Raw genomic sequence first — 26,564 nt, 5'->3', positions numbered from 1 at the left:
TTTCTCTTGGAAAATGGAAGGTTTTACAGTTTAGGGCGCTATTAAACTCGCCGCCACCCTTGTAGCGACCCCACCAGCGGTTAGAATACGAGGTTCAGATTCAGACAGGATTTCTCTCATGAGCGAGCAGCAAACGCCGGCCAATCAGGCCCAGAACAGCCAGGGCCAGGATGACGTCACCCATTTCGGTTTTCGGGATGTGCCCAAGAGCCAGAAAGCGAGCCAGGTGGCGGACGTATTCCACAGCGTAGCTGGTAAATACGACCTCATGAACGACCTGATGTCCATGGGTATTCACCGCCTGTGGAAACGTTTCACCATTGAACTCTCGGGTGTTCGTCCGGGCCACCAGGTGCTCGACATTGCCGGTGGCACCGGCGATCTCACCATGAAGTTTTCCGACCTTGTAGGCCCGTCCGGCAAGGTGGTACTGGCCGATATTAACGCGTCCATGCTGAAAGTGGGCCGTGGCCGGCTGGTGGATCGCGGCTACGCCGGCAACATTGAGTATGTTCAGGCCGACGCCGAGCATCTGCCGTTTCCTGACAACAGCTTCAATGCGGTTTCCATTGCCTTTGGCCTGCGCAATGTCACCGACAAGGACCAAGCCCTGCGCGACATGACCCGGGCTCTCAAACCCGGCGGCAAGCTGATGATCCTTGAGTTCTCCAAGCCGACTAACCCGCTGCTGAGCAAAGCCTACGACACCTACTCGTTTACCGCCCTGCCGCTGATGGGCCAATTGATTGCCGGCGACAGCGAAAGCTACAAGTACCTGGCCGAATCCATCCGCATGCATCCCGACCAGGACACCCTGAAGGGCATGATGGAAAACGCCGGTCTGGTAGGCTGCAAGTACTACAACATGACCGGCGGCATTGTTGCCCTGCACGTGGGAATCAAGCCCTGATGTTTCCCGGGCCGACCCTGCTCGCTGCGGTAACCGCCATCATCGAAGGCGCGCTGAACCAGGCCCTGGAACTTGATCCGGCAGGCCGTCGGGCGCTACTGACCGCATTGAATGCCCCGGTCCGGGTGACCATTACCGCGCCACTGCCTCTGGCCTACACACTGCACACCACGGGCAGTCGGGTTCAGGTCAGCAGCCAGCCACCGGAAACGCCGGGACTGGAAATCCAGGGCAAGCCCATTGCCCTGGCGGCACTGGCACTCGGTGATGATCGGGTGTTCAGCGATGGCCGGTTGCAGGTGGAGGGCGATACCGCACTGGCACACCAGCTACAACGCGCCCTGAATCAGCTTAACCCGGACTGGGAAGCGGCCATGGCCCGACACATCGGTGACGTGCCCGCGCATTTTCTGGGCCAACGGGTTCGCGGGGCGGTGAAATGGAGCCGCAACGCCTTTCAGGCGCTGAACGCCAATATCGAGGAATACGTGCACGAGGAAAGCCGTGCCCTCCCCGGCCGGCGCGAACTGGAAGCCACGTTCGCGGACATCGACGAACTTAACCTCCGCACTGAACGCCTTGCCGCGCGCATCGACCAGATTGGCAACCGCGCCCCTACTGACGAACCGGAGAACCCGTGACCCGCCTGCAACGACTGATCCGAATCGCCTGGGTGTTCTGCCGATACCGGCTGGATACGTTTTTGCCCTTGGCGGAGTTGCCGGCACCGCTGAAGGTGTTTTTCCTGCTCGCGCCCTGGCACCTGTTTCCCAAGCCGAAATTAGACCGGGGCGACCGACTGCGCTTGGCGCTGGAGGAGCTGGGGCCGGTGTTCGTGAAGTTCGGCCAGATCCTGTCGACGAGGCGCGACTTGCTGCCAGACGACATGGCCGAGTCCCTGAAAAACCTGCAGGACCGGGTTCCTCCCTTCCCCAGCGACGTTGCCCGCACCATCATCGAGTCGTCGCTTGGAGCCCCGGTGGCTGAGCTGTTCCAGGACTTCACGCCGGATCCGATTGCCTCGGCCTCAGTGGCCCAGGTGCATGGCGCCACCCTACCCAATGGCCAGAAGGTTGTGGTGAAGGTCCTGCGTCCGGGGATCGAACGGGTTATTCGTCAGGACCTGGCCCTGATGTACCTGATGGCCGGTCTTCTGGAGAAATACTGGTCTGAAGGCCGGCGCCTGCACCCGGTGGAGGTGGTCGAAGACTACGACTCCACCATTCACGACGAGCTGGATTTGCAGCGCGAGGCCGCCAACGCCAGCCAGCTGCGCCGCAATTTCGAGAACTCATCACTGATTTACATCCCCTTCATCGACTGGGACTACACCCGCAAGTCGGTGCTGGTGATGGAGCGCATCCACGGCATACCCATTGCCGACGTGCCGGCCCTGAACGCCGCCGGCGTGAACATGAAGGTGCTGGCCGAAAAAGGCGTGGAAATCTTCTTTACCCAGGTGTTCCGAGACAGCTTCTTCCACGCCGACATGCACCCGGGCAACATCTTTGTGGACGTGAGCAACCCTGCTGATCCGAAATACATCGCCATCGATTTCGGCATTGTTGGCACCCTCGCACCGGACGACCAGAGCTACCTGGCCCGCAACCTGTTGGCGTTTTTCCGCCGTGACTACCGCCAGGTCGCCGAATTGCACGTCCAGTCCGGCTGGGTGCCACCGGATACCCGGGTCAACGAGTTTGAGGCTGCCATCCGCACCGTGTGCGAACCGATCTTCGAGAAGCCACTGAAGGACATTTCCTTTGGTCACTTCCTGCTGCGCCTGTTCCAGACTGCACGCCGCTTCAACATGGAGGTGCAACCTCAGCTGGTTCTGCTCCAGAAGACACTGCTGAACGTGGAAGGCCTGGGTCGCCAGCTTTACCCCGAATTGGACCTGTGGAGCACCGCGCAACCGTATCTGGAAAGCTGGATGCGCCGTCGGATAGGCCCGTCCGGACTGATCAAGTCACTGCAAACACACCTGCCCTCTTGGCTGGAACAGTCGCCGGAGATGCCGCAACTGGTGCACGATGCGCTGCTGCAACTGCGCCAGTCCGGCCCCACCGAGCAACAGAATCAAGCTACACTGGAACTGCTTCAGGAACAGCAAAGACGCGCGGAACGCCGCTGGCGACGCGGTTTGACTGCCGGCGTTCTGATCGCCGTGGCGGTGCTGGGCACCCAACCGGAAGCCCAGGCCTGGGTCGCCGACGTGCCGATCTGGAGCTGGCTACTGTTGGCCGGAGCAGGCGGCCTGGTGCTGCGCGGAAGTCGCTAACTGATTATTGATTCAGCATTGAGAATTCAGGATTCACAAAAATGAAAGATTCCCCCGATAATGTCGACAACCCCGACTGGCTGGATGTCATCCGCTGGACCGACGATGGACTGGTGCCCGCCATCGCCCAGGATGCGGCCACTGGCGATATCCTGATGATGGCCTGGATGAACCGGGAATCGCTTCGGCTGACAGCTCTTGAGGGCCAGGCAGTGTACTGGTCCCGCTCCCGTGGCAAACTCTGGCGCAAGGGTGAATCCTCTGGCCACCAGCAGGTCATCAAGGATATCCGTCTGGATTGCGATGAAGACGTCATCGTGCTCAAGGTGGAACAAATGGGCGGCATTGCCTGCCACACCGGCCGACGCAGCTGCTTCTATCGCAGCCTGGAAGACGGTCAGTGGGTCAGCGTTGATCCGGTGATCAAAGACCCCGACGCCATCTACGGCAGCAAATAAGGAGTTCCGACGGTGAGTGACGTATTGCAACAACTGGCACAGGTACTGGAAGCGCGCAAACAGGCCGATCCGGACACGTCCTACGTGGCCAGCCTGCATGCCAAAGGCCTGAACAAGATTCTGGAAAAAGTCGGTGAGGAATGCACCGAGACTCTGCTGGCCGCCAAGGACGCGGAGCACTCGGGTGACACCTCGAACGTGGTCTACGAGACCGCAGACCTGTGGTTTCACAGCCTGGTGATGCTGTCCCGGCTCGGCCTTGGCCCGGACGAAGTCCTGGATGAACTGGCCCGGCGTTTCGACCTGTCCGGACTGGAAGAGAAAGCCTCCCGGGACCAATAAGGGAAAACAGACTGATCGGGAGATTAACGTCAATCCGATCTGTTAACGTACACTACGGTGTAGCGACAACTTAAAACGAGGACCCCATCATGGGCATCAGTATCTGGCAGCTCCTTATCGTACTCGGCATCGTGATTCTGTTGTTCGGAACCAAGAAGCTGCGCAACATCGGCACCGACCTGGGCGGTGCAATCCGTGGTTTCAAGAAATCCATGAACGACGAGGACAGCAAGGCCGCTGACCCGGACTCCCTGGAAGAAGATACCGACGCGAAGGGCCAGCCGGCCAAACCCGAAGAAAAGCCACGGGACAAGTCCCACAGCTGAGACCAGGCTGAATGTTCGATATTGGCTTTCTTGAACTGCTGATCTGCGGCGTCATTGCTCTGTTGGTGCTCGGCCCCGAGCGCCTGCCTACCGCTGCCCGAGCTGCCGGGCGGTGGATTGGCGGTGCCCGGCGCATGGTAAGCCAGTTCACCTCGGAGCTGGATCGCCAGCTCAAGGCCGAAGAGCTACGGGAAGAACTGCGCAAAGCCGGCGATGTAGGACTCGAAGACGTCCAGAAGAGCGTGCGCGGTGCGCTCGACGATGCCAAGCGTTACGAACACATGATCATGCCGCACAGCGACCACCAGAGCTCACGCCCGGCCCCGGCGACCCGTCGTGTGGCCACGAAATCGCCCGAAAACGGCGATGAGCCGACGCCATCGGCCGAGTCCGCCGCGGCGCCTGAACACGAACCCACTCCCGGCGCCGAGCCCGAGGGCACCGAACAGCCCCGCTCGGGGCATGCTCCATCGGATGACCGTTCATGACTTCCCAGCCAGACGGCAACCCTGCTTCCCCCGAACACCAGGAAATGCCCCTGATCGAGCATTTGCTGGAGCTGCGTAACCGCCTGCTGAAAATGGTACTGGCAGTGGTGATCTGCTTTGCTGCTATCTACCCGTTTGCCAACGACCTGTACCTGTGGCTCTCGGAACCGATCCGATCGCTGTTGCCGATCGGGCAGACCATGATCGCCACCGACGTGACCTCCCCGTTTTTTGCGCCCCTGAAGCTGGCCCTGGTCCTGGCGGTCTTTGCTGCCATTCCCATCATCCTGTACCAGCTCTGGAGTTTCGTCGCGCCGGGCCTGTACTCCCACGAGAAACGGCTGGCGTTTCCCCTGCTGTTTACCTCGGTGCTGCTGTTCTACGCCGGCGCTGCCTTCGCCTACTACGTGGTGTTTCCGCTGGTATTTGGCTTTTTCACCGCCATTGGGCCGGAAGGCATTGTTGAGCTGCCGGACATCAGCAGTTACCTGAATTTTGTCCTGAAGATGTTCTTCGCCTTTGGGGTCGCCTTTGAAATCCCCATCGCCACGGTACTGCTGATTCTCACCGGCGCGACGACACCGGCCGATCTGGCTGCCAAACGCCCCTACGTGGTAGTGGCGTGCTTCATCATCGGCATGCTGCTGACCCCGCCGGACATCATTTCCCAAACGCTGCTGGCCGTGCCCATGTGGATCCTGTTTGAGGTGGGCATCATCTTCGGCCGACTGGCGAAGCGGGAAGTCGCTGAGACCGACGAGTCCGCCGGCGAATGAACCTGGCACTGCTGTTTGACGAGGATTTCACCGCGGACGATCGGGTCAGGCTGACCGGGCGCCGGCTACAGCATCTACACTCAGTAATCCGGGTTGAGACCGGTGACTGCATTCCGGTCGGCCGGGTCAATGGCGACATTGGCACCGGTGAAGTGCTGCGGCTAACCGAAACCGAAGCGGAATTGCAGGTATCGTTTGATCAGGCACCACCGCCCGCGCTGCCGCTGACCCTGGTGCTCGCCATGCCCCGCCCCAAGATGTTTCGCCGGGTGCTGCAAACCTGTGCGACGCTGGGGGTGAAGGACCTCTGGCTGATCAACAGCTATAAAGTGGAAAAAAGCTTCTGGCAGACGCCGTGGCTGTCCGATGACAACCTGCGCGAGAACCTGACGCTGGGCCTGGAACAGGCGCGAGACACGGTGATGCCCCAGGTGCACATTCGCAAGCTGTTCAAACCCTTCGTGGAAGATGAGCTACCGGCACTGCTGGCCGACAAACACGCCCTGGTAGCCCACCCGGGCACAGATCGACCCTGCCCCACCCATCTGGACCAGCCCACCGCGCTGTGCATTGGGCCGGAAGGCGGCTTTACGCCTTACGAGGTGGGTAAACTCGAGGAAGCCGGCTGTGCCCCCGTGCACCTGGGGCCACGCATTCTGCGGGTGGAGACGGCCGTACCGGTTCTGGTCAGCCGTCTGTTCGATGCCTGCGGCTAACTCAGGCTGAACGCGCCGCCCAAAGCTTCTGTAGCGGGGTAATCACCCCCACCAGCACGGCTCCGGCAATCACGCCAAACACACCGTCAGCCAGGGTCGGTAGGATGACCTCGGGCACACCACCAAGGCCTTGGGCAACGTGGTGGATGGCGTCGTATACCGGCGGCAGACCATGGGTCAGAATGCCACCGCCAACCAGGAACATGGCAATGGTGCCCACGATCGACAGGGTCTTCATCATGTAAGGTGCCAGCCAGAGAATGCCCCGCCCCACTTTCTGCACGGCCTCATTGTCCTGCTGGCTCAGGTAGAGCCCGCCGTCGTCGAGCTTCACGATGCCGGCGACCAGGCCGTACACCACGACCGTGATCATAATCGCCACCACCGCCAGCACCAGAAACTGCATGCCGATACTCTCGCCGGTCACCGTGCCCAGGGTAATCGCGATGATTTCGGCCGACAGGATGAAATCGGTTCGGATGGCACCTTTGATCTTGTCCCGCTCCAACTCCTTCATGTCCACGCCCGGATTTTTCAGGGCTTCGTGCAATTCTTTCTTGTGGGCTTCGGCCTCCTGCCGATGCAAAAACTTGTGCGCCAGCTTTTCAAAACCTTCAAAACACAGAAACGCACCGCCCAGCATCAGCAATGGGATGACCAGCCAGGGTACGAAAAAGCTGATGGCCAGCGCGGCTGGCACCAGGATCACCTTGTTCAGCATCGAGCCTTTGGCCACCGCCCACACCACCGGAAGCTCGCGCGCGGGCTTCACACCGGTGACCTGCTGGGCGTTGAGCGCGAGATCGTCGCCCAATACACCCGCGGTTTTCTTGGTGGCGGTTTTGGTCATCAGGGAGACATCGTCCAGGATGGTGGCGATGTCATCGAGAAGGGCGAGAAGGCTGCTTCCTGCCATAGTTGGATATCCTTAAGGGGTGAATGGGAGAACGGGTGTCAGCGCGTCAGGCCCATGGCTTCGGCGGCTATCCGGTGCTTGATCGGGCCAAGACCGTCGAGCCAGCGCATGCCGGTATTTCTCAACCATCTCAGCGGTAACTCATCACGGGCAAACAACTGCTTGAACCCTTCCATGGCCGCCATCATCGCCAGGTTTTCAGCCTTGCGGCGACGCTGGTACCGCGCCAGCACCAGCTCCTCCGCCGGACTGAGGCCCGCGCGCTGGGCCCGGGACAGCTCGTCCAGCAGGGCCCGGACATCGGCAAAACCCAGATTGGCACCCTGACCCGCCAGCGGGTGAATGGTGTGGGCGGCATCGCCTACCAGGGCAAATCCAGTCGCGATGTAATCCTTGGCATGGCGCTGGCGCAGCGGGAAGGCGTAACGGCGCGAAACGGCCTGCACCGCCCCCAGCTCCCGCTCAATGGCAAGTTCCAGCTCGGCAGCGAAGCTGTTGTCGTCCAGGGCCATTAGTCGTCTGGCCTCGTCGGTATCCTGGGACCAGACGATGGAACAGAAATGCTCGTCGCCCGATTCCGGCCGCAAGGGCAGGAACGCCAGCGGACCGGTGGGCGAGAATCGCTGCCAGGCGGTAAAGCGGTGACTCTGGGCGGTGCGCACGGTGCAGACGATGGCCTGCTGGTCGTAATCCCATTCCCGTACCGGTAGTCCGACCCACTGACGCAACCGGGAGTTGGCGCCGTCGGCCGCCACCACCAACCGGGCGCCCAATCGCTGGCCATCCGCCAGTTCGATGCCACGCTGGTTGCCATCCTGCCACCAACCGGTCACCTTCACGCCATCAATCAACTCTACGCTGCTGTCTTCCAGGGCCTGGAACAGCGCCCGCACCAGGCCACGGTTCTCGACAATCGTACCCAGGTCCCGGGCCTGCAGATCGGCGGCATCGAAATGAATGCGTCCGGTGCCATCGCCATCCCACACGGTCATTTTCTGGTAAGGGCAATGGCGCCCCGATACCACGGCCGGCCAAACTCCCAGGCTCTCCAGCAACTGCTGACTGGCCCGGGAAATGGCACTGACTCGAGGCTCAAACTCGGCCACGCCGTCGACGGGCTCGGATTGTTGCAGCAGCATCGCCCGTTCACTACCCTCGACCAATCCCACTTGCCAGCCCTGGCGTGACAGGCCAAGGGCCAGGGCCGAACCGGTCATGCCGCCACCGACCACCAGGATGTCAAAGGCACGGAATTCAGTCATGGCTTGCGGGCTCTCCGGTACCGGTCTTCGGTTTGTGGATAACTGCCCGACGACCGCCCAAGCCCATGGCCTTGCGCGCGAACCAGCGTTTCGCCCCAGGCACCAGATCCAGCCCCACCAGTCCGGCATCGCGAGCCACAGCAAGCGGTGTCAGGGAGGGACCAAACAGACGGATCAGCGAGTCGGAGAATTGGGCGGTCTGCTGCCAGTCTTGGCGGTGCAGTTGCTGGTAGCGATTCAGAACCTGCAGGTCACCCAGAGACTGGCTCCGCTCCACTGCCAGTCGGAATTGCTCCACCAGCGTCATCAAGCCTCGCAGCGCCAGGTTAAAGCCTTGCCCGGCCACCGGGTGCAGGGCGTGGGCAGCGTTACCGACCAGCGCGACGCCGGGCCGCACCGGCTCATCCACAGTAGACAGCTTTAGCGGGTAGTGGCTGCACTCACCAATGCGAGTGAATCGACCCAGACGCCAGCCAAAGCGCTCCTGCAGCCGCTGGCATTTATCGACGTCGGGCAGTGCAAGCACGTCTTCCAGCATCTCATCGGTTAGCGTCCAGACCAGCGCCGACTGTTGGCCGGCCCGGTTGGCCCCACCATGGGGCAGCAGCGCCATCGGACCGGCATCGGTGAAGCGTTCGAAGGCGCTAAACTGATGACTTTCGCTGGTGGACACGTTCGCAATAAGGGCGTTCTGGCCGTAACTGCGATGGCGCACCTGAAATCCGAGTCGCTCCCGCAAGCCGGACCGGCCGCCATCTGCGACTACCAGGCACTGGGCAGTCATACGGTGGCTGTCGTCACCGGTTTTCAGGGCGACGTCCACACCGCCGGCCTTGGGGGCCATGTCGACCACCTCCGTCGGTGCCTGCCATTGCACGTTGGTGTCGAGCAACTCCCGCATCAGGCACAGCCCCATCCAGCGGTTATCCGCCACGTACCCCAGGGCGTCCTGCTGATGGTCGTCGGCATTCAGGCGGGTGGCACCAAAGCGGCCCCGGTCTGACACGTGAATGCGCCGAATCGGCGTGGCGTGTTCGGACAACCGCCCCCACAGCCCCAACTCCTCGAAAATCAGCCGCGAGCCCCAAGCCAGGGCGGTGGAGCGGGCATCGTAACTGGGTTGGTAGTCTTCCGGCAGCGCGTCGGCCGACAGCGGGAAGGCTTCAACCACTGTCACCCGCAGGCTGGGCACCCCGCGGGCCAAGGCCAGGGCCAGGGTCGCCCCGGCCAGGCCGCCGCCGGCAATAATCAGATCGGTGTCGAATTGGCTCACAGGCTTAGTCTGCCATCAGGGCTTCAATGTCAGGGATGGTCTTGGGGACGCCGTCGGTCAGCACCCGGCAGCCTTCTTTGGTGACCACTACATCATCTTCGATGCGGATGCCGATACCGCGCCATTTTTCGTCGACGCTGGTGTTGTCCGGTGCAATGTACAGCCCCGGTTCCACCGTCAATGCCATGCCCGGCTCCAGCAGACGCCAGGCATCACCAACTTTGTAGTCACCCACGTCGTGCACATCCAGCCCGAGCCAGTGTCCGGTGCGATGCATGAAGAAGGGTTTGTAGGCCTCCGCCGCAATGGCGTCATCCACGGTTCCTGACAACAGGCCGAGATCAATCAGCCCCTGGGTCAGCACCCGCAGGGCGGCTTCGTGGGGATGGTTCCAGTGGTTACCCGGACGCACCGCATCAATGGCTGCGTACTGGGCTGACAACACTACCTCGTACAGAGCACGCTGCTCCGGACTAAAGGTACCGCTGACCGGGAAGGTACGGGTAATGTCCGAGGCGTAGCAGTCATACTCGCAGCCAGCATCGATCAATACCAGGTCGCCGTCATGCAGCGGCGCACTGTTTTCAATGTAATGCAAGATACAGCCGTTGGCGCCGCCACCGACGATGGACGGGTAAGCCGTGGAGCGGGCGCCGTGATCCATGAAGGTGTGGATCAGCTCTGCTTCCAGGTTGTACTCATTGCCGCCTCGGCGTGCGCGCTTCATGGCGCGGCAGTGCGCTTCCGCACTGATCTCGGCCGCCTTGGCCATCACCTTGATTTCGTTGGCGCTCTTGAACAGCCGCAGGTCGTGCAGGAAATGCTCCAGGGACACGAATTCGCCCGGCGGGTGGGCGCCGGTGCGGACCTTGCTGCGAATAGTCTTGACCCACTCCATCACTTTTCCGTCAAAGTGCTGGTCTTTACCCAGCGGGTAGTAGACCCGGCTGCGGCCTTCGATCATCCCCGGCAGGATGTCGTCGATGTCGGAAATCGGGAACGCGTCGTCCAGACCATAGCGCTCGATAGCGCCTTCCGGCCCTACCAGGAAGCCATCCCACAGTTCTTTCTCGGGATTGCGTTCCTTACAGAACAGTACCGACTCGCCATGCTCCCGCCCCGGAATTAGCGCCAGTACGGCCTCGGGCTCGCCAAAACCGGTCAGGTATTGGAAATCACTGTCCTGGCGGAACGGGTGCAGCACGTCGCGATTGCGCACTCGCTCCGGGGCTGCAGGAATGATCGCAATACTGTCAGGAGCCATGCGCTCCATCAGCTTGCGACGGCGCTCGGCAAATTCCTTAACGGGTATCAGGGACGGCATAAACTCTCCCGCAATGATTGATCTGCTTAGTGCAGGGTCGGCGATGGCGAAGCCGGCCGCTCTGGTTCGTTGAACTCGGTAAAGACCGCCAGCGCCCCCAGCCGGATGTATTCGGTAATTTCCAGCAGCTGTTGCTCGCTCTCGTCGCTGGCCTCTTCGTCATCCTCGAGCTGACTGATCGCGACCATGTCTTCGATCAGTTCACGAATTTCATCTGGTGCCTGGCCGAGGGCTTCACCGGCAGTCAGTGCCATGCCCTCAAGGAAACCACGAACCCAGGCCACCAGGGCCTCCAGACGCTGCTCGATAGCGTAATCATCGTCCGGCAGCAAAGGATGGAAACTCATGTCGGTCGATTTCAAGTGCGACAGCGTCTGGTCATACGCCTTATTCATGAACGGCGCCAGATCTTCGGAATCATCGGCCGCGTTTTCAGGCAGCCCCATGTGCTCACACACCATATTCAGCCATTCCGGCTCGTCAATGCGTGAGCCGGCCGCCAGCCGACCACAGAGCACTCCGTGCAGCTCGGACGGATGACTGAACGCCTTGTGAGCGGTAAAAACGTTGGCCCAGCGCTCGAATTCAGCGGCGCGGGCAGCACCGGAGGTGTCGGTTTCGGACATGAACCGTGCCATTCCTGTGTTGTTGAATGAAGTCTCTATCCTAGCATTCAGGCGCATCCAAGACACTTTTCCATTGCCATTGCCAGAACAAGCCTACAAAATGTTATAACATATCAATACAACCTCAAGGACAACCTGATGCACGCTGCAAAACTCCGGCCCCTGCTACTGCCACTGTTGATAGCCAGCCCTATTGCCGTATCGGCGGAAAACCCGACCGCACACCAACACGGCCACGCCGAGCTGCAACTGGCGCTTTCAGGCCAAACTGTTGAATTGTACGCGCTGTCACCGGCCTACAATCTGCTCGGGTTTGAGCACGAACCACGCACCTCAGAGGAGCACCAGGTAGTCGACACAACCATAGCCTGGCTACACGAAACTCCCCTCATCAACACGCTGGGCCTGAATTGCACTATTCAGGCGAGCGAGGTCCGGTATGCGTTTGCCGGCGACCACAGTCACCACGGGAGTGAGCACGAGAGTGAAAACAAGGGTAAGCACGAATCGCACACCGACATCGAAATCAGCCAGACCCTGACCTGCCCCGATCTCGACGCCGCAAGCCTGCTGTCCAGCCCAATGGGCAGCCGATTCTCTGCCCTGGAGCATTTGGAGATAGCCTGGACTGGACCGGACGGCCAAGGCTCACTTCGCCTTGAGCGCGGTGAAACCAGCTTCCAGCTCGGTCGCTGACTGAGCCTACTGTTCGTATGGCTCGACGGTTTCCGCGACCATGGAGTAAGAGGAAGTCCCAAGATCGTTCTCGGTACGCTCGATGACCAACGTGCCTTCAATCCAGACCGGATCGTACAGGGCCTCCAGCGTAAAGCCTTCACGGTACTTCACGTGGATAATCTGGTTCGGCGGTGGGGGTGGCACGTGAATGCAGGCGCCATAGTAGGGCACCAGGAAGAATTCCAGGATGCGCATGTCCTGAGTGGTTTTCAGTGGCACTACGAAACCGGGAATACGGGCTGACACGTCACTCATCTCCGGGACTACGCGCCCGGTCATGATTTCATCAGGCAACAGCGACGCACCATCGCCCTCGTGCTGAACTTCTGGCATATTTTCCAGCAGCGCCAGGTCCTCGGCCGGCATCAGCTCCAGCCAGTCGATTTCCCGAGGCTCGGCATGGACACTTAGCGAATGACTCAGGGCAACGACAAGGGCGCCGGAAAGCAAGACCCGAACCAGTGAGCGAGAATTGAAACGAAACATCAGTGAGCGTTCTCCAGAAAGACGGGGGAACCGAATTTCCGCAATCATACACCGGACACAAGACGACCTACATGGCCAGCACCAAGAATTACTCTCCTCAGCCCACCGTGGACGCGGATCGCGCGCTGGCGACCACCGGCCTCACCTACTGCTGGGGCCCCGGGCAACCGACACTGAGCTTCCCGGACCTGAATCTGTCCACCGGTGAGCACCTGTTTTTGCGCGGTGCCAGCGGCAGTGGTAAGAGCACCCTCCTGAGTCTCTTGTCCGGCATGCTGACACCTGCCTCCGGCAGTGTCCGAATGCTTGGCGCCAGCCTTGATCAACTGAGTGCCGGCGCCAGGGATCGCTTCCGGGCCGATCACATTGGCGTTATTTTCCAGCAGTTCAATCTGGTGCCCTACCTGACGGCCGAGGCCAATGTCACACTGCCGTGCCGGCTCTCCAACCAGAGACGCGATGCCACAGACCCAGAACCTGCCCAGGAAGCCCACCGTTTGCTCACCGCCCTGGACATTCCAAAGGACTGTTGGCGCCGCAAAGTGACTCAGCTCAGTATCGGCCAGCAACAACGCATCGCGGCAGCCCGAGCCTTGATAGGCGGGCCAAACCTGATTCTCGCCGACGAGCCTACCTCAGCACTGGACAGTGACAATCGGGACCGCTTTCTCGACCTCCTGCTGACCCTGGCCGAAGCCCGTAACACCTCTGTGGTGTTTGTCAGTCACGATCGCGCCCTGGCCCAACACTTCGATCACCAGGTGACGCTGGAGGGAGCCGCACGATGAACACACGACTGGCCCTATCACTGGCCGCCGCCAGCCTCTGGCATCGCCGCCGGGTCCTGTCCCTGGTGTGCCTGACTCTTACCCTGAGCGTCACCCTGCTTCTCGGCATCCAGTACTTACGGACCGAGGTAAAGCAGTCGTTCACCAGCACCATCAGCGGTACCGATGTGATCATCGGTGCTCGCAGCGGGCAACTGAACCTCCTGCTCTACACGGTGTTCCACCTGGGCGACCCCACCAACAACATTCGCTGGTCCACCTTCCAGCAACTGAAACAGGACCAACGTATCGACTGGCTGATCCCCATTTCCTTGGGCGACAGCTACCAGGGTTATCGGGTGATCGGTACTGACGACGCCTTTCTCGAGCATTTCCAGTTTGGTCGGGGCCAGGCGTTGCAACTGGCCCAGGGACGCTGGTTTGAGGGTGTATTCGACGTGGTGCTGGGCGCTAACGTTGCAGATGAATTCAACCACCGGGTCGACGATCGCATCGTGCTCTCTCACGGCGGCGGCCGGACCAGCTTTTCCAATCACGACGATACCCCGTTTCGGGTAGCCGGGATTCTTGGCAGTACCGGCACCCCGGTCGATCAGGCGGTTTACATCAGCCTGGCCGGCATGGAAGCCATGCATGTGGGCTGGCAATCCGGCGTTGCGGTACCCGGCCGAACACTGACACCGGAGCAGGCCGAGGGTCGCGAGTTCACACCTACGGCGATTACCGCCGCCTTTGCTGGCCTGGAACGCCAGATCCTCACCTTTCAGGTCCAGCGGGCACTAAACCAGTACACCGGGGAGCCGTTAACCGCCATTTTGCCCGGTGTCGCCCTGAGCGAACTCTGGCGGCTCATGAGCCAGTTCGAGCGCGCCCTGCTTGGCATCACCGGGTTTGTGGTGATCATCAGCCTGCTTGGGCTGGCCGCAGTACTGCTCACCCTGCAGGCCCAGCGCGCCCACGAAATCGCGGTACTGCGTGCCACCGGTGCCTCCCCCGGCCTGGTCGCCCTGCTGTACGTGATCGAGGCGGTATTCCTGGCCATTGTAGCCTGCGGCCTGGCCTTGATGCTGGGTGCAGTTGCCGTGTCCGCGCTGACGCCCTGGCTACAGGCAGCCTATGGCCTGCAAGTCCAGCTCAGGCCACTGACCACCATGGAATGGGGACTATTGGTCTCGGTACCGGTCGCGGCCCTGCTGGTGGCTCTGATTCCGGCATTTCGCACCTGGTGGCAAAGCCGTTCTTTGGGCCTGGGGGACACCGCGGAGTCGTGACGGACCACGCACAGGCGACGTTATGACATCCCTGTAAATTGACCGACTTAGCGTCCGCACTTATAGTTAGCTGCAATGAAAACAACCAATGCTGGGCACGTGATGGAACAGTCCGAAGTACAGGCATTAGCGGACAAGCTGGATAAGCTGATCGAGCGCTGTCAGAAACTGGAGCGGGACAACACCACGCTGCGGGAGCTGCAGGATGACTGGAACCGGGAACGGGCCCAGCTGATGCACAAGAATGATCTTGCGAAAAACAAGATCGAAGCCATGATTGGTCGCCTGCGGGCACTGGAGCACCACTGATGTCTAAGCAGTCCACCACCGCTGAGGTTAAGATTCTCGACAAGGAGTATCTGGTTGCCTGCCCTGACGAAGAGCGTGAGGCGCTGACCCGTGCTGCCCGCCACCTTGACAGCAAGATGCGAGAGATCCGCGCCAGTGGCAAGGTATTCGGCACCGAACGTATTGCGGTCATGGCTGCTCTGAATATCACCCACGAACTGCTCGAGCGGGACACCATGTCCGACGCCACCAGCTCCGTCCTGAAGGCGATGGACAGCAAACTGAATAGTGCGCTGGGCGATTCGTCCGGACAGTAACCACTCCTTAAAATTGGTAAAGGTTTCCGAAACAGGTGTTGCAATCGGCCCCGGCAGTACCCGTATAATGAGTTCAACTTCCTGGGCTGTGCGGGATATTCGGATACGTCCTCGAGCCGATGCGCATTACCCAGGTGGCTACTTTAGGGCATTGTGAGCACGTCCCCGTCAGGGGAAAGCCTAATATGTCACAGCGGCCACCGACCTTGAACTCTGGGTTCAAGGGCCACATCCGATAACGGCAGCCCGGGAAGCTTTATTTTGAGCCAGTTTATCGCCCCCCAACCGTTTGACACCCAGCCAGACACCCGATCGCGCACCGACCTGCGCAAGCATCTGCGCCAGCAACGACGGGCGCTTCCGTACGAAGAGCAGCAGCAGGCCGCAGAGCAACTCGCGCTGAACCTACTGACGCATCCCGATTTACACCGGGCACGCCACATCGCCATCTACCTGCCCAACGACGGCGAGATCGACCCGCGACTGTATATGAATCTTGCCGAACGCAAAGGTGTTCGCTTTTACCTGCCGGTTTTACACCCCATCCACACCGGCACACTGGTTTTCAGCCCCTTCACCGACACTTCCCAACTGAAACCCAATCGTTTCGGCATACCTGAGCCTGCCTTCAGCAAGGGCCGGAAACGCCCGGCCTGGGCCCTGGATGCGGTGTTGTTTCCATTGGTGGGGTTTGACGAGAATGGAGGCCGGCTGGGTATGGGCGGCGGATTTTACGATCGGACGTTTGCCTTCACGAAAGTGCGGCCAAGACTGGCACCCAAACTGATCGGGCTGGCCCACGATTTCCAGAAAGTACAGGATTTACCGACCGAGCCCTGGGACATACCGTTGCATGGCGTGGTAACGGACCGGCGCTGCTACCGGTTCCAGCGACTATCGACAACCTGATTGGCATCCATGGTAGTGCCAGAGTAAACGCGAGATGAGGTTTCCGATGCCTGAATGGTCGTAAACCCAGTGATCACAAGGCCGGCAGCGAAAATTAGCACGACGGCTTTGATGATGTCAGGTTTGCCACCCATGGTTTTTTCCTTCAAAAATTATTGCTAAAAGACTGGAAAATCAGCCGACTATTCTTGTTATTAAGAATTAGTCGAAAGATTATCACGCATCTTAAGTTTTACAATTTTTGACAGATTACCATTAGGTAATATTTTGCCCGCTATGCGCAGGGACGGCCTGTGACAATACAGCCGGGAGTGGACGCCAAGCCGGAAAGACGCTCCAAAACCCGCTCAAGTACATCCATGTAGCGCTTGAGCTCCGCCATCCATGGCTCCGCACAGTTGTGGAACGCCCTTCCGCCCCGGCTAGCAGCCTGGACTATTTCGCCCGATGATTCCCTGCCCCAAGGAACAACTGATAAGCCTCGTTATCGGTCATATCCTCATACCGGAAACCGACCTTATCGAGCATTTTCTCGAAGTCTTTGACCTCGTCCTCGTTCACCTGCGCACCCAGCAACACCCGGCTATAGGCCGCCCCGTGGTTACGGTAATGGAACATCGAAATGTTCCAACGGGTACCCAGTGACATCAGGAACTTCATCAGGGCACCCGGACGCTCTGGAAACTCGAACTGAAACACCCGTTCGTTGGTGATCGCCGGTGCGTGACCACCCACCATGTGGCGGATATGCTGCTTGGCCAGATCGCTGTCGGTGAGATCGATCACGCCATAACCGGCTTCCCGAAGATCCTGCACCAGATCCTCTCGCCCATGCCCGCCGGCCTGCACCTGGATACCCACAAAGATGGTGGCTTGGGCGCTGTCGGCGTAGCGATAGTTAAACTCAGTAATATTGCGCTTGTGCAGGGCATTGATGAACGTCTTGAAAGCGCCTGGCTGCTCAGGGATGGTCACCGCCAGGATGGCCTCGCGCTGCTCACCAATTTCCGTGCGTTCGGAAATGTAACGCAGACGATCGAAGTTCATGTTGGCGCCACTCAGGGTCGCCACCAGGTTTTCATTCTCAATCTGCTCCCGCTGGATGTACTTCTTCACCCCGGCAACGCCGAGGGCCCCGGCAGGTTCGGCAATTGAACGGGTGTCCTCGAACACATCTTTTATGGCTGCGCAGATTTCATCGGTGGAAACGGTGATGACTTCATCCACATAATCCTTGCAGATTTCCCAGGGATGCTCGCCAACCTGTTTGACTGCAACGCCATCAGCGAAAATGCCCACTTCATCCAACACCACGCGCTCGCCGGCCTTAAGCGCTGCCTGCAGGCAGTTGGAATCCTCGGGCTCCACGCCAATCACCTTGATCTCAGGGCGCAGATATTTGATGTAGGCGGCCATGCCGGCGATCAGACCACCACCGCCGACGCAGATGAAGATGGCGTGAATGGGCTTGTTCATCTGCCACATAATTTCCATTGCAACGGTGCCTTGGCCCGCGATGACATCGGGATCGTCGTAAGGCGGGATGTAGGTGTAGCCGTGCTTCTGGATCAGTTCCTGGGCATGAGTGGCAGCTTCGTCAAAGGCATCGCCCTTGAGCACAACCCGGGCACCGTGATCGCGCACGGAACGCACTTTGATCTCGGGTGTGGTCTGGGGCATCACGATTACAGCCTTGATACCTAACTTCTTGGCTGCCAAAGCAACACCTTGGGCGTGATTCCCCGCCGAGGCACAAATAACTCCCTTCGCCTTCTGCTCCTCGGACAGCTGGGCAATCCGGTTGTACGCACCACGAATCTTGAAGGAAAACACCGGCTGAAGGTCTTCGCGCTTGAGCAGAATGTTGTTGCCAAAGCGTTTTGACAGGCTGCGGGCTTCGGTCAGCGGTGTTTCGATGGCCACGTCATAGACGCGCGCATCGAGGATCTTCTTGATATAGCGTTGCGGCATGGTGCTTCCGTTCTGGTTGTGTTCTGGGAAAACCCACAGTGTAGGAAGTTTGCACGGTAGCCGTCTATAAGCTTGCCACCCTCAGAGGCTATAATGGCGCCAAACTCAATCAGATTTGCACCCGGAGCTCCAGATGACACAGGACGAACTCAAAAAAGCCGTCGCCAAGGCCGCCATCGACTACATTGCGCCACGACTGAACAGTGACAGTGTCGTGGGCGTCGGCACCGGAAGCACTGCCAACTTCTTTATCGACATGCTGGCAGAGCTTAAAGCCGAGTTTGACGGTGCCGTGGCCAGCTCTGAGGCTACTGCCGAGCGCCTGAAGGGCCATGGTATTCCGGTGTACGATCTCAACAGTGCTGGCACCCTGGAGTTCTACGTCGACGGTGCCGATGAAACCAACGAGCGCCTGGAACTGATCAAAGGCGGCGGCGCTGCCCTGACCCGGGAAAAGATCGTCGCCGCCGTTGCCGACACGTTCATCTGCATTGCCGACGAATCCAAGATGGTAGGTGTACTCGGCAGCTTCCCGCTGCCGGTGGAAGTCATTCCAATGGCACGCAGCCATGTGGGACGTGAAATCGTCAAGCTGGGCGGCGACCCGGTCTACCGGGATGGGGTGGTAACCGACAACGGCAACATCATCATCGACGTGCACAACCTGGACATCTCCCGTCCGATCGACATCGAAGAGAAGCTTAACAACATCGTTGGCGTGGTCACCAACGGCCTGTTCGCCCGCCGGCCAGCAGACCTTCTGCTGCTGGGAGCAGCGACCGGCGTAACCAGCATTCCGCGCCGCTAAAACGCTCGACTTCGATTACTCGAACCGGTTGGCCCAGATATTGTCGCGAGCGCCATCGAATTGCTGCCACACAGCCAAGGCCCGGCCTTCGGCATCAAACCCGATTTGGGGGGAGCTGGCATGGCCGACATCGTCGGCCTCGATCAGCTCAGCTGTTCCCCAGGCGCTCCCGTCAAACCGGTTAGCCCAGATGTTGTCGCGAGAACCATCGGATTGTTGCCACACGGCAAGGGCGCGGCCATCGGCTTCAAGGGCGATTTGCGGGACAACAGCACTACCAGCATTGTCGATCTCAATCCGCTCAGCCGCCCCCCAGGCGCCACCATCAAATCGGTTGGCCCAGATGTTGTAGCGAGCACCGTCGAATTGCTGCCACACGGCAAGGGCGGAGCCGTCAGCATCGAGGACGATTTGCGGGGTCAAGGAACTGCCGGCGTTGTCGGTCTCGATATGCTCAGCCCTTCTCCAGCCGCTGCCATCAAATCGGTTGGCCCAGATGTTGAACCGAGAACCATCGGATTGTGCCCACACGGCAAGGGCCTGGCCGTCGGGGCTAATGGCAATCTGGGGATCCCTGGCCTCGCCAGGCGTGGTGGTCTGAATAAACTCGACGGTTCCCCAGGCGCTGCCGTCAAATCGGTTAGCCCGGATCTTGTACTGAGAACCGTCGAACTCTGCCCACACGGCAATGCCCCGACCGTCAGGATCGATGGCGATTTGAGGATCTGCGGCGTCGGCAGCGATGCCGTCATCGATCTGCACAGCCGCTCCCCAGGCGCTGCCATCAAACCGATTGGCCCAGATGTTGTACCCTGAACCGTCGAATTGTGCCCACACGGCAAGCCCCTTGCCGTCGTGGTTGAACGCGATTTGAGGATCCGAGGCGTCGCCGGCACTGGTGGTCTGGATCAACTCCGCATCACCCCAGACGCTACCGTCAAAGCGATTGGCCCATATGTTGTAGCGGGTGCCATCGTCTTGCGGCCAGACGGCAAGGGCCTGGCCGTCTGCATTTGATGCGATCTGGGGGGCGAAAGCGGCTCCTCCATTGCCGATTAACTCGGCTGCCCCCCAAGCGCTACCGTCAAAGTGATTGGACCATATCTTGTAACTGACCCCATCAAACTGCTCCCACACGGCCAGTGCCCTGCCATCGGCATGGATAGCAATTTGGGGCGCGCGGGCACTACCGAGGTTGTCAATCTCGATCAGCTCAGCTGTTTTCCACGTGCCATCACCCGCAGTGAAGGACCAAATATGATCTGCGACCAACGCGTTACCGCTGAGATCCGTGATCGCTGTACTTAACGTTGCAGTATAGGTTTTCAGCATGGAAAGCGGCGTGTTCGGAGAGAAGCTCGCGGTGTTGCTGTTGGCGTCAAAGGTGACGGTGCCTGAGTGACCGCTACTGTCCACAGACCTTGTTATCGTGAAACTGTCCTCGTCCACGGATTGCGCAAAAACATCCTCATCAAATTCTGCTGTTATTGCACCCGTTCGCGTCACGCCCTCACTGCCATCCACAGGATTGGTCGCCCGAACAGCGGGAGGCGTGGTATCCGATTCAACAACAGGAGGCGTCGTATCCGCCTCAGTGACAGCACGATTTCCGGAATTGCCCGAGCTGGCATCCCAGAAGCATCCATTCAGCACACCAGCAAGCAGAAGAACAGTACCGAAACGGCAGTTAGCAGAACAAAACAGCAATCTCCACATAGGACCAGCCTCCAAGCAGAGAATTGATGTCCTCGGTTCAGTCAGGTTTTGGACCGGGAACCAAACGATGTGAAGCCAAACTGCAGTGTGCTGACAGGCCTGTCCCTTTTTTTGTTCGCTCGTAGTGCCTGAAAAATGCCGGTGAACCATCCATGGCAGTTCGAGCTTGTTTAGCTAATCCACGTTTGAAGTTTAGGTGAGCTGAGTAGAGATTCCAGTATTGTTCCGTTTTCTGAACAGTCCAGGCCAGCTCATCTCACTCTCTGACTTTTCCCCGCCTCTATCGACACTCACAAACCAAGCGCTTGCTTGGCTGAAAAAAATGCGCAACACTGCCTGCTGCGAACTTACTGCAAGGGAGCCTTCGCGTGGCCGATTACTTTAATGACATTCACGAACAGGCGCGGCTTAGCGCCCGGAAATTCATCAGCACTCACGTGCTGCCGCACATCGATGACTGGGAAGAGGCCGGCGAATTTCCCCGTGAGCTCTACCAGAAAGCGGGTGACGCGGGACTGTTGGGCATCGGCTTTCCGGAGGAACTGGGCGGAACCGGCGAGGGTGACATCTTCCTGCGGGTAGCAGTATCAGAAGAACTTATGCGCTCCACCTCCGGCGGCCTGGTCGCCGGTCTCGGTTCGCTCGACATCGGATTGCCACCGGTGGCGCAATGGGCCAAGCCCGAGTTGCGCGAACAGATCGTACCGCCAGTACTTCGGGGCGAGAAAATTGCCGCCTTGGCCATAACCGAACCGGGTGGTGGTTCTGACGTGGCCAACCTGAAAACCCGCGCAGTCAAAGACGGTGACCACTATGTCGTTAACGGCAGCAAGACCTTCATCACCAGCGGACTGCGCGCCGACCATTACACAGTTGCGGTGCGAACCGGTGGCGAAGGCCACGGCGGTGTCAGTCTGCTGCTGATCGACCGGGACATGGCCGGATTCTCCACCGGCAAAAAACTACGAAAGATGGGCTGGTGGGCCAGCGACACTGCTGAACTGTTCTTCGAGGATTGTCGCGTGCCGGCGGACCGCCTGATCGGCGCCGAGAACGCCGGCTTCGCGGTAATCATGAGCAACTTCCTGGCCGAGCGCCTGATGCTGGCGATCATGGCCTACATGACAGCCCAGCTTGCCTATGAGGCTGCCCTGAATTACACCCGCCAGCGCGAAGCCTTCGGCCGTAACCTGGCCGGCTACCAGGTTACCCGTCACAAGCTGGTGGACATGGCAACCCAGATCGACGTGGCCCGAGAATACACCTATCGCTGTGCGGCTCTGATGCAGGCCGGCAAAAACCCGGTCAAGGAAGTGGCCATGGCCAAGAATTTCTCGGTCGAGGTGTGCGAAAAGGTGACCCGTGAAGCGGTGCAGCTGTTCGGCGGCATGGGCTACATGCGTGAATCCGTCGTGGAACGTCTGTACCGGGATGCCAAGATACTCTCCATCGGCGGCGGCACCACGGAGATCATGAAAGAGCTGATTGCCAAACAACTCACGCTGTAATCTGAGCAGAGGGGCCAGCCGAGCCTCTTTTTCACAACCCGCTACGAGCACATCCATGTGCGCTTGTTTCGGGCCATCCCTGGCCCTCCACAGTTTTGAGAAAGAGGCCCGCCTGTCCCTATCGTAATTTCTTGCCGAGGCAGACCTACCAACGTTTAGTTTCGAACTGCTGGAGACTTCCGTATAATTGCGCCCACTTTTTAACCGCAGTTAAACGTACCTTACGTACCAGGAAGGATCAGCTATGCAATTCGAAAACATCCCTGCCGGCAAGAACCCACCGGAAGACATCTACGTTGCCATCGAAATTCCGGCGAACAGCTCACCGGTCAAGTACGAGCTGGACAAGGACATGGGTGCCCTGCTGGTTGACCGTTTCATGGCCACTCCGATGTTCTACCCGGCCAACTACGGCTTCATTCCCCACACCCTGGCCGACGACGGCGATCCCCTCGACGTACTGGTTGTGACTCCATACCCGGTCCAGGCAGGTTCAGTCATTCGCTGCCGTCCGGTTGGCGTTCTGAACATGGAAGACGAAGCCGGTGGCGACGCCAAGCTGGTTGCGGTTCCCCACGACAAGCTGACCACTGCTTACCAGGGCGTACAGGACATCGAAGATCTGCCGGTGCTGCTGCGTGACCAGATCAAGCACTTCTTCGAAAACTACAAGACCCTGGAGCCCGGCAAGTGGGTCAAGGTTCAGGGTTGGGCCGATGCAGCCGCAGCCAAGCAAGCCATTGTCGATTCCATCAAAGCCTACAAGGGCTGATCTGACGGATCGCAAGGCGCAAAAAACCGGGCAACTGCCCGGTTTTTTTTGGTTTCGACTATGCCGCTGATCAACCCCGAGACAGAAGATCCCGCATATCGCTGATAGCCGCATTGGCCCGCGACAGATAGGCCGCCATGGTCAGCGAATGGTTCGCCAGCACGCCAAAGCCACTGCCGTTAAGCACGACGGGGCTCCACATGGATCCCTGGGCACCTTCCAGCTCGATGATGACTTGTTTCACGCTCGCCATGGCGTTCTTGTCCTGAAGCACCTTGCGGAAATCCACTTCAATGGCCCGAAAGATGTGCAGCAAAGCCCAGGAGCTACCACGGGCCTCGTAGAAGACATCGTCGATTTCGGTCCAGGGCGTTTTCACGTCGATAGCCCCGATTTCTTCTTCGAGCGGGTTGTCTTGATTGACGTTGGCGACCGCATCCGAAACCGAGGCCTTGCCAACACTCTCACCCAGAGTACGGGAGAGACTGCCCAGACGGGTTTCCAGATCGGCCAGCCAATTGCTCAGATTATCAGCACGGGCAAAAAACTGGGCATCGGCCTGTTCCGGGTCTGACAACCGGTTGAGATAACGTTTCAGTGCTCCGATGCCGCGACGATATTCTGCTTCGGTGGACGGTATTGCCCAGCTTCCGCTGTCGAAGTGCAGCTGAGGTTCGGCGATGGTCAAATCGCGGTCTTCAGCGGACTGGCTCTGTGAACGACTGATGTCCTTACGCAATGCGCGGGACAAATCCCGCAGCTGCACCAGCACGCCATATTCCCAGTTTGGCATGTTGTCGAGCCACAGCCCCGGCGGAAAGATGTCATTGGAGATGTAACCGCCGGGCTTGTCCAGCAGGGTCTCAGCAATGCGGATAGTGGTGGCGGTGGTGGCAAAACCGGTAATCGGCTCACGCTGCATGCTGTTCGCCAGAGAGCGGGTGTGTTCGCGAACGGAGAAAGCTTCTGGCTCGCTGCTCCAATACATGCCCAGAACCACGGTCACCAGCAGATACACCACCAGCAGGACCAGGACGAATTTACCAACCACACCGCTGCCGCCGGCATAGTCCTGAACATCATCTTTCTTGTCCCTGAAATATTGTCTGAGTTTGCCTGGCATAGACTGTTATTCCCCTGTCGGTTGTGGGTCTGCCGCAAATGGTCGTCCGAGATGGTAACCCATGGCCCCGTCGATACCCAGTTTACAGAGTACCGAGTACTCCGCCGCCGTCTCCACGCCGGCGGCAAACACCTTTACGCCCCGGCTGTGGGCGATGGACACCACGGATTCGAGGTAAAAGCGATTCTCCTCGTGTGTATCTATATCGTGAATGAACGAGTTATCGATACGCAATGCCTGAACACTCAGATTCCTCAAGTAGCTGAAGGGCAGCCCCCCAACCCCAAACCGGTCTACCAACACCGGCACTCCCAGGCGCACCAGGGCACGAACCAGCAGGCCGACTGCGGTTCGATGATGATGGATGATGTGCTCGGAAATTCCGACCCAAAGATGCCCCGCCGCCGGCCCTGCCGCCTCCAACTGGGCAAGGAACTCCTTTCGGAACTCTTCACTGGCCACGGAGGCGCTGCCCAGAGACACCGCCAAAGGCCGGTCCGGATGTTCCGCCAGGCAGATCAGAACACGCTGGATCAGCAGTCGGTCAATATCCGTGATCAAGCCGAAGCGCTCAGCCATGTGAATAAAGGCAGCGGCTTTCAGCATACCCTCCGGCCCCTCGATGCGGGAAAACACCTGGTGATAAAGCGGCTGCGTTTGCTGCTCGCTGACCATTGGCTGCAACCACAACGATAACTTCTGGTCCCGGATGGCCTGGCTGATAATGACCCGCCAGCTTTCCAGATTATGATGGCCCTCCTTGTCGGCCTCCGCCATGTAACAATCAGATTCTTCGCTCTCCTGAGCCAGCCGCAAGGCTTCGTCGGCCGCCGCCAAGACCTCCTGGACGCCACGACCTTCGGCCGTATGCGCCAGACCGGCATGAACCGTGGTATCCAGCGGTGCCGCCAAATCGGCATAGAGCCCATCCAACTCCCTTACCAGCTCTTTACACCAGATACTGGCGTCGGCCGGCAACGCCCCCGGCACAAAAATGGAGAATTCAGCGCCGGCCCGACGACCGGCGAATGAGCCTGTGTGTGTCCTCACGAACTCGTTGACCACTTCGGCGGCCCGCAACAACACCCGGTCAGCTTCACTTCGACCGTAGGCCTGGTTGTAACTGGCAAAATCCGATAACCGCACCAGGATGAGAACCCCTGGCGCGGCTTTTTCCTCCGACTCCACCTCTGCTTTCAGGCGTTGATCGAACGCGCTGCGACTGGACAGTCCAGTTACCGGATCTTCACTGTTGATTCGCCTAAGATGCTGGATCAGCTTCGCCTGGCCTTCGAAGAGCTGACCCAGATCGTCTGCCATCTGGTTCATGGCTGCCGTAACCTGGTTCAGCTCCCGGGTCGACTGAACCGCCACCCGCTGGCGGAAATTGCGCTGACCCAGGGCCTGGGCCTGAAGCTCCAAAGCCCTTAAGGGTCGCAAGGTGCGTTTCAGCAGGAGGAACAGGACGAACAGCCCCACTCCGCCGATGATGGCGGTGCTGGCAATCAACCCGATGGTAATGCGCCACAAGTCCTTGTAGGCCCGCCCGGGGTTGCTCACCACCTGAACCTTGCCCAGACGACTCCAACCGCGCACTACCTCGGCTTCCGCCACCGGCAACTTGAGATTCGCAACCGACCGGAACCAGTCAGGTACCGAACTGCGGGACCGCGACATGGCGCGACCGGCGACCTCGGTGCCCTGATGGTTGAGGTAACGGACTGACAGGTAACGACCGCTGTCGAATACTGCATCAATCAGGGACGATGCCGCCACCGGATCACGGGCGTCGATGGCATTGGACAGCGACAGGCCGACGGCTGTGGCACCGTCATGGGCGTGTCCGGCGAGCTGCTCGGAGACGTACGTGCGGAAATAGCCGTAACTGGTGATGAAGCCGGCAACAAGCACCAGCATCAGCAGAGAACCGGTAAACAGCAACAGAATGGCCCGCAGAGTGGCTGCGCCAGACTGCGTCGGATCAATCACGCTGTGCGTGTCCGCCATGACAGGTCTCTCCGATAGGCTGCGCGCCCGCCGGACAATGGATTGTGACTTGCACCGCAGAGTTGACAAACATTTACAACGAGCAACCTACGCCGACAACACTAAACACTATAGACTCTGCGTAGGGACTAAGGTGGAAAATTCGTCCTGACCGCAATGGACGA

General features: G+C 59.5%; 29 protein-coding genes and 1 other RNA gene. 19 read left to right on the top strand and 11 right to left on the bottom strand.

Annotated features, from left to right (window positions below):
* Window positions 1-118 precede the first annotated feature (118 nt).
* The 9 genes from ubiE (at window position 119) to FCS96_RS02670 (ending at window position 6,297) form a co-directional block, all read left to right on the top strand.
* The gene (ubiE, locus tag FCS96_RS02710; protein ID WP_138438697.1) at window positions 119-910 is read left to right on the top strand and encodes a bifunctional demethylmenaquinone methyltransferase/2-methoxy-6-polyprenyl-1,4-benzoquinol methylase UbiE; all 792 of its coding nucleotides are present in this window, start codon (window positions 119-121) and stop codon (window positions 908-910) included.
* Window positions 910-1,551, top strand: coding sequence for a ubiquinone biosynthesis accessory factor UbiJ (locus FCS96_RS02705; protein WP_138438696.1), 642 nt, complete (start codon window positions 910-912; stop codon window positions 1,549-1,551). Before ubiE ends, FCS96_RS02705 begins: the two co-directional genes overlap by 1 nt.
* The gene (ubiB, locus tag FCS96_RS02700; RefSeq protein WP_138438695.1) at window positions 1,548-3,191 is read left to right on the top strand and encodes a ubiquinone biosynthesis regulatory protein kinase UbiB; all 1,644 of its coding nucleotides are present in this window, start codon (window positions 1,548-1,550) and stop codon (window positions 3,189-3,191) included. Before FCS96_RS02705 ends, ubiB begins: the two co-directional genes overlap by 4 nt.
* Window positions 3,192-3,232: 41 nt before the next feature.
* Window positions 3,233-3,649 (top strand): phosphoribosyl-AMP cyclohydrolase, encoded by a 417-nt coding sequence (gene hisI / locus FCS96_RS02695; RefSeq protein WP_138438694.1) that lies wholly within the window; start codon window positions 3,233-3,235, stop codon window positions 3,647-3,649.
* 12 nt (window positions 3,650-3,661) lie between these two features.
* Window positions 3,662-3,991, top strand: coding sequence for a phosphoribosyl-ATP diphosphatase (locus FCS96_RS02690; protein WP_138438693.1), 330 nt, complete (start codon window positions 3,662-3,664; stop codon window positions 3,989-3,991).
* A gap of 89 nt (window positions 3,992-4,080) precedes the next feature.
* Window positions 4,081-4,317, top strand: coding sequence for a twin-arginine translocase TatA/TatE family subunit (gene tatA, locus FCS96_RS02685; protein ID WP_138438692.1), 237 nt, complete (start codon window positions 4,081-4,083; stop codon window positions 4,315-4,317).
* Window positions 4,318-4,328: 11 nt separating this feature from the next.
* Window positions 4,329-4,805 (top strand): Sec-independent protein translocase protein TatB, encoded by a 477-nt coding sequence (tatB, locus tag FCS96_RS02680; protein WP_138438691.1) that lies wholly within the window; start codon window positions 4,329-4,331, stop codon window positions 4,803-4,805.
* On the top strand, window positions 4,802-5,581 hold the full coding sequence (gene tatC / locus FCS96_RS02675) for a twin-arginine translocase subunit TatC (protein WP_138438690.1): 780 nt from the start codon (window positions 4,802-4,804) through the stop codon (window positions 5,579-5,581). Before tatB ends, tatC begins: the two co-directional genes overlap by 4 nt.
* Window positions 5,578-6,297, top strand: a complete 720-nt coding sequence (locus FCS96_RS02670) for a 16S rRNA (uracil(1498)-N(3))-methyltransferase (protein WP_138438689.1) — start codon at window positions 5,578-5,580, stop codon at window positions 6,295-6,297. Before tatC ends, FCS96_RS02670 begins: the two co-directional genes overlap by 4 nt.
* Window position 6,298: 1 nt before the next feature.
* Here the strand turns inward: FCS96_RS02670 and FCS96_RS02665 are convergent, their stop codons facing one another.
* From FCS96_RS02665 to FCS96_RS02645, 5 genes are read right to left on the bottom strand one after another with little or no spacing between them, the layout of a single operon-like run.
* Window positions 6,299-7,213: a DUF808 domain-containing protein gene (locus FCS96_RS02665; protein WP_138438688.1), complete on the bottom strand. Its 915-nt coding sequence runs from the start codon at window positions 7,211-7,213 to the stop codon at window positions 6,299-6,301.
* A gap of 38 nt (window positions 7,214-7,251) precedes the next feature.
* Complete coding sequence (locus tag FCS96_RS02660) at window positions 7,252-8,475, bottom strand: FAD-dependent monooxygenase (protein ID WP_138438687.1); 1,224 nt, start codon at window positions 8,473-8,475, stop codon at window positions 7,252-7,254.
* Entirely contained in the window at window positions 8,468-9,748 is a 1,281-nt protein-coding gene (gene ubiH, locus FCS96_RS02655; RefSeq protein WP_138438686.1) for a 2-octaprenyl-6-methoxyphenyl hydroxylase, read from the bottom strand. The genes FCS96_RS02660 and ubiH overlap by 8 nt, the downstream gene beginning before the upstream one ends.
* Before the next feature lie 4 nt (window positions 9,749-9,752).
* A complete protein-coding gene (pepP, locus tag FCS96_RS02650; protein ID WP_138438685.1) occupies window positions 9,753-11,072 on the bottom strand; it encodes a Xaa-Pro aminopeptidase in 1,320 nt (439 codons plus the stop codon).
* A 26-nt stretch (window positions 11,073-11,098) separates the two neighbouring features.
* Entirely contained in the window at window positions 11,099-11,698 is a 600-nt protein-coding gene (locus FCS96_RS02645) for a UPF0149 family protein (protein ID WP_138438684.1), read from the bottom strand.
* Window positions 11,699-11,836: 138 nt separating this feature from the next.
* On the opposite strand from FCS96_RS02645, the gene FCS96_RS02640 reads away from it, so the two are divergent.
* On the top strand, window positions 11,837-12,394 hold the full coding sequence (locus tag FCS96_RS02640) for a ZrgA family zinc uptake protein (RefSeq protein ID WP_138438683.1): 558 nt from the start codon (window positions 11,837-11,839) through the stop codon (window positions 12,392-12,394).
* Between the two features lie 6 nt (window positions 12,395-12,400).
* Here the strand turns inward: FCS96_RS02640 and FCS96_RS02635 are convergent, their stop codons facing one another.
* Window positions 12,401-12,922, bottom strand: coding sequence for a DUF3299 domain-containing protein (locus FCS96_RS02635; RefSeq protein ID WP_138438682.1), 522 nt, complete (start codon window positions 12,920-12,922; stop codon window positions 12,401-12,403).
* A 71-nt stretch (window positions 12,923-12,993) separates the two neighbouring features.
* Here FCS96_RS02635 and FCS96_RS02630 point away from each other — a divergent pair, with 71 nt between their 5' ends.
* The 6 genes from FCS96_RS02630 (at window position 12,994) to FCS96_RS02605 (ending at window position 16,495) form a co-directional block, all read left to right on the top strand.
* On the top strand, window positions 12,994-13,710 hold the full coding sequence (locus FCS96_RS02630) for an ABC transporter ATP-binding protein (RefSeq protein WP_138438681.1): 717 nt from the start codon (window positions 12,994-12,996) through the stop codon (window positions 13,708-13,710).
* Entirely contained in the window at window positions 13,707-14,981 is a 1,275-nt protein-coding gene (locus FCS96_RS02625; RefSeq protein ID WP_138438680.1) for an ABC transporter permease, read from the top strand. Before FCS96_RS02630 ends, FCS96_RS02625 begins: the two co-directional genes overlap by 4 nt.
* A gap of 102 nt (window positions 14,982-15,083) precedes the next feature.
* Complete coding sequence (locus FCS96_RS02620; protein ID WP_041343222.1) at window positions 15,084-15,290, top strand: TIGR02449 family protein; 207 nt, start codon at window positions 15,084-15,086, stop codon at window positions 15,288-15,290.
* A complete protein-coding gene (locus FCS96_RS02615) occupies window positions 15,290-15,586 on the top strand; it encodes a cell division protein ZapA (RefSeq protein ID WP_138438679.1) in 297 nt (98 codons plus the stop codon). Before FCS96_RS02620 ends, FCS96_RS02615 begins: the two co-directional genes overlap by 1 nt.
* A 75-nt stretch (window positions 15,587-15,661) precedes the next feature.
* Window positions 15,662-15,843, top strand: a non-coding RNA gene (ssrS, locus tag FCS96_RS02610) — 6S RNA.
* A gap of 4 nt (window positions 15,844-15,847) precedes the next feature.
* The gene (locus tag FCS96_RS02605; protein WP_138438678.1) at window positions 15,848-16,495 is read left to right on the top strand and encodes a 5-formyltetrahydrofolate cyclo-ligase; all 648 of its coding nucleotides are present in this window, start codon (window positions 15,848-15,850) and stop codon (window positions 16,493-16,495) included.
* Here the strand turns inward: FCS96_RS02605 and FCS96_RS20015 are convergent.
* On the bottom strand, window positions 16,465-16,629 hold the full coding sequence (locus FCS96_RS20015) for a hypothetical protein (protein ID WP_171040649.1): 165 nt from the start codon (window positions 16,627-16,629) through the stop codon (window positions 16,465-16,467). The genes FCS96_RS02605 and FCS96_RS20015 overlap by 31 nt on opposite strands.
* Window positions 16,630-16,930: 301 nt before the next feature.
* Window positions 16,931-18,466, bottom strand: coding sequence for a threonine ammonia-lyase, biosynthetic (gene ilvA / locus FCS96_RS02600; protein WP_138438677.1), 1,536 nt, complete (start codon window positions 18,464-18,466; stop codon window positions 16,931-16,933).
* Between the two features lie 133 nt (window positions 18,467-18,599).
* On the opposite strand from ilvA, the gene rpiA reads away from it, so the two are divergent.
* The gene (gene rpiA, locus FCS96_RS02595; RefSeq protein ID WP_138438676.1) at window positions 18,600-19,274 is read left to right on the top strand and encodes a ribose-5-phosphate isomerase RpiA; all 675 of its coding nucleotides are present in this window, start codon (window positions 18,600-18,602) and stop codon (window positions 19,272-19,274) included.
* A gap of 15 nt (window positions 19,275-19,289) precedes the next feature.
* Here the strand turns inward: rpiA and FCS96_RS02590 are convergent, their stop codons facing one another.
* Window positions 19,290-20,990: an Ig-like domain-containing protein gene (locus FCS96_RS02590; protein WP_171040648.1), complete on the bottom strand. Its 1,701-nt coding sequence runs from the start codon at window positions 20,988-20,990 to the stop codon at window positions 19,290-19,292.
* 368 nt (window positions 20,991-21,358) lie between these two features.
* Here FCS96_RS02590 and FCS96_RS02585 point away from each other — a divergent pair, with 368 nt between their 5' ends.
* Both FCS96_RS02585 and ppa read left to right on the top strand, forming a co-directional pair.
* The gene (locus tag FCS96_RS02585) at window positions 21,359-22,498 is read left to right on the top strand and encodes an acyl-CoA dehydrogenase family protein (protein WP_138438674.1); all 1,140 of its coding nucleotides are present in this window, start codon (window positions 21,359-21,361) and stop codon (window positions 22,496-22,498) included.
* A gap of 244 nt (window positions 22,499-22,742) precedes the next feature.
* Complete coding sequence (gene ppa / locus FCS96_RS02580) at window positions 22,743-23,270, top strand: inorganic diphosphatase (RefSeq protein WP_138438673.1); 528 nt, start codon at window positions 22,743-22,745, stop codon at window positions 23,268-23,270.
* A 70-nt stretch (window positions 23,271-23,340) separates the two neighbouring features.
* Here the strand turns inward: ppa and FCS96_RS02575 are convergent, their stop codons facing one another.
* Complete coding sequence (locus FCS96_RS02575) at window positions 23,341-24,393, bottom strand: DUF2333 family protein (protein WP_138438672.1); 1,053 nt, start codon at window positions 24,391-24,393, stop codon at window positions 23,341-23,343.
* Between the two features lie 6 nt (window positions 24,394-24,399).
* Entirely contained in the window at window positions 24,400-26,400 is a 2,001-nt protein-coding gene (locus FCS96_RS02570; protein WP_138438671.1) for a bifunctional diguanylate cyclase/phosphodiesterase, read from the bottom strand.
* Window positions 26,401-26,564 lie beyond the last annotated feature (164 nt).

The organism is Marinobacter alexandrii, assembly GCF_005871205.1.
GTDB classification, from domain to species: domain Bacteria; phylum Pseudomonadota; class Gammaproteobacteria; order Pseudomonadales; family Oleiphilaceae; genus Marinobacter; species Marinobacter alexandrii.
The sequence above is the reverse complement of the archived record's forward strand: the minus strand, read 5'-3'. Positions and strand labels throughout refer to the sequence as shown.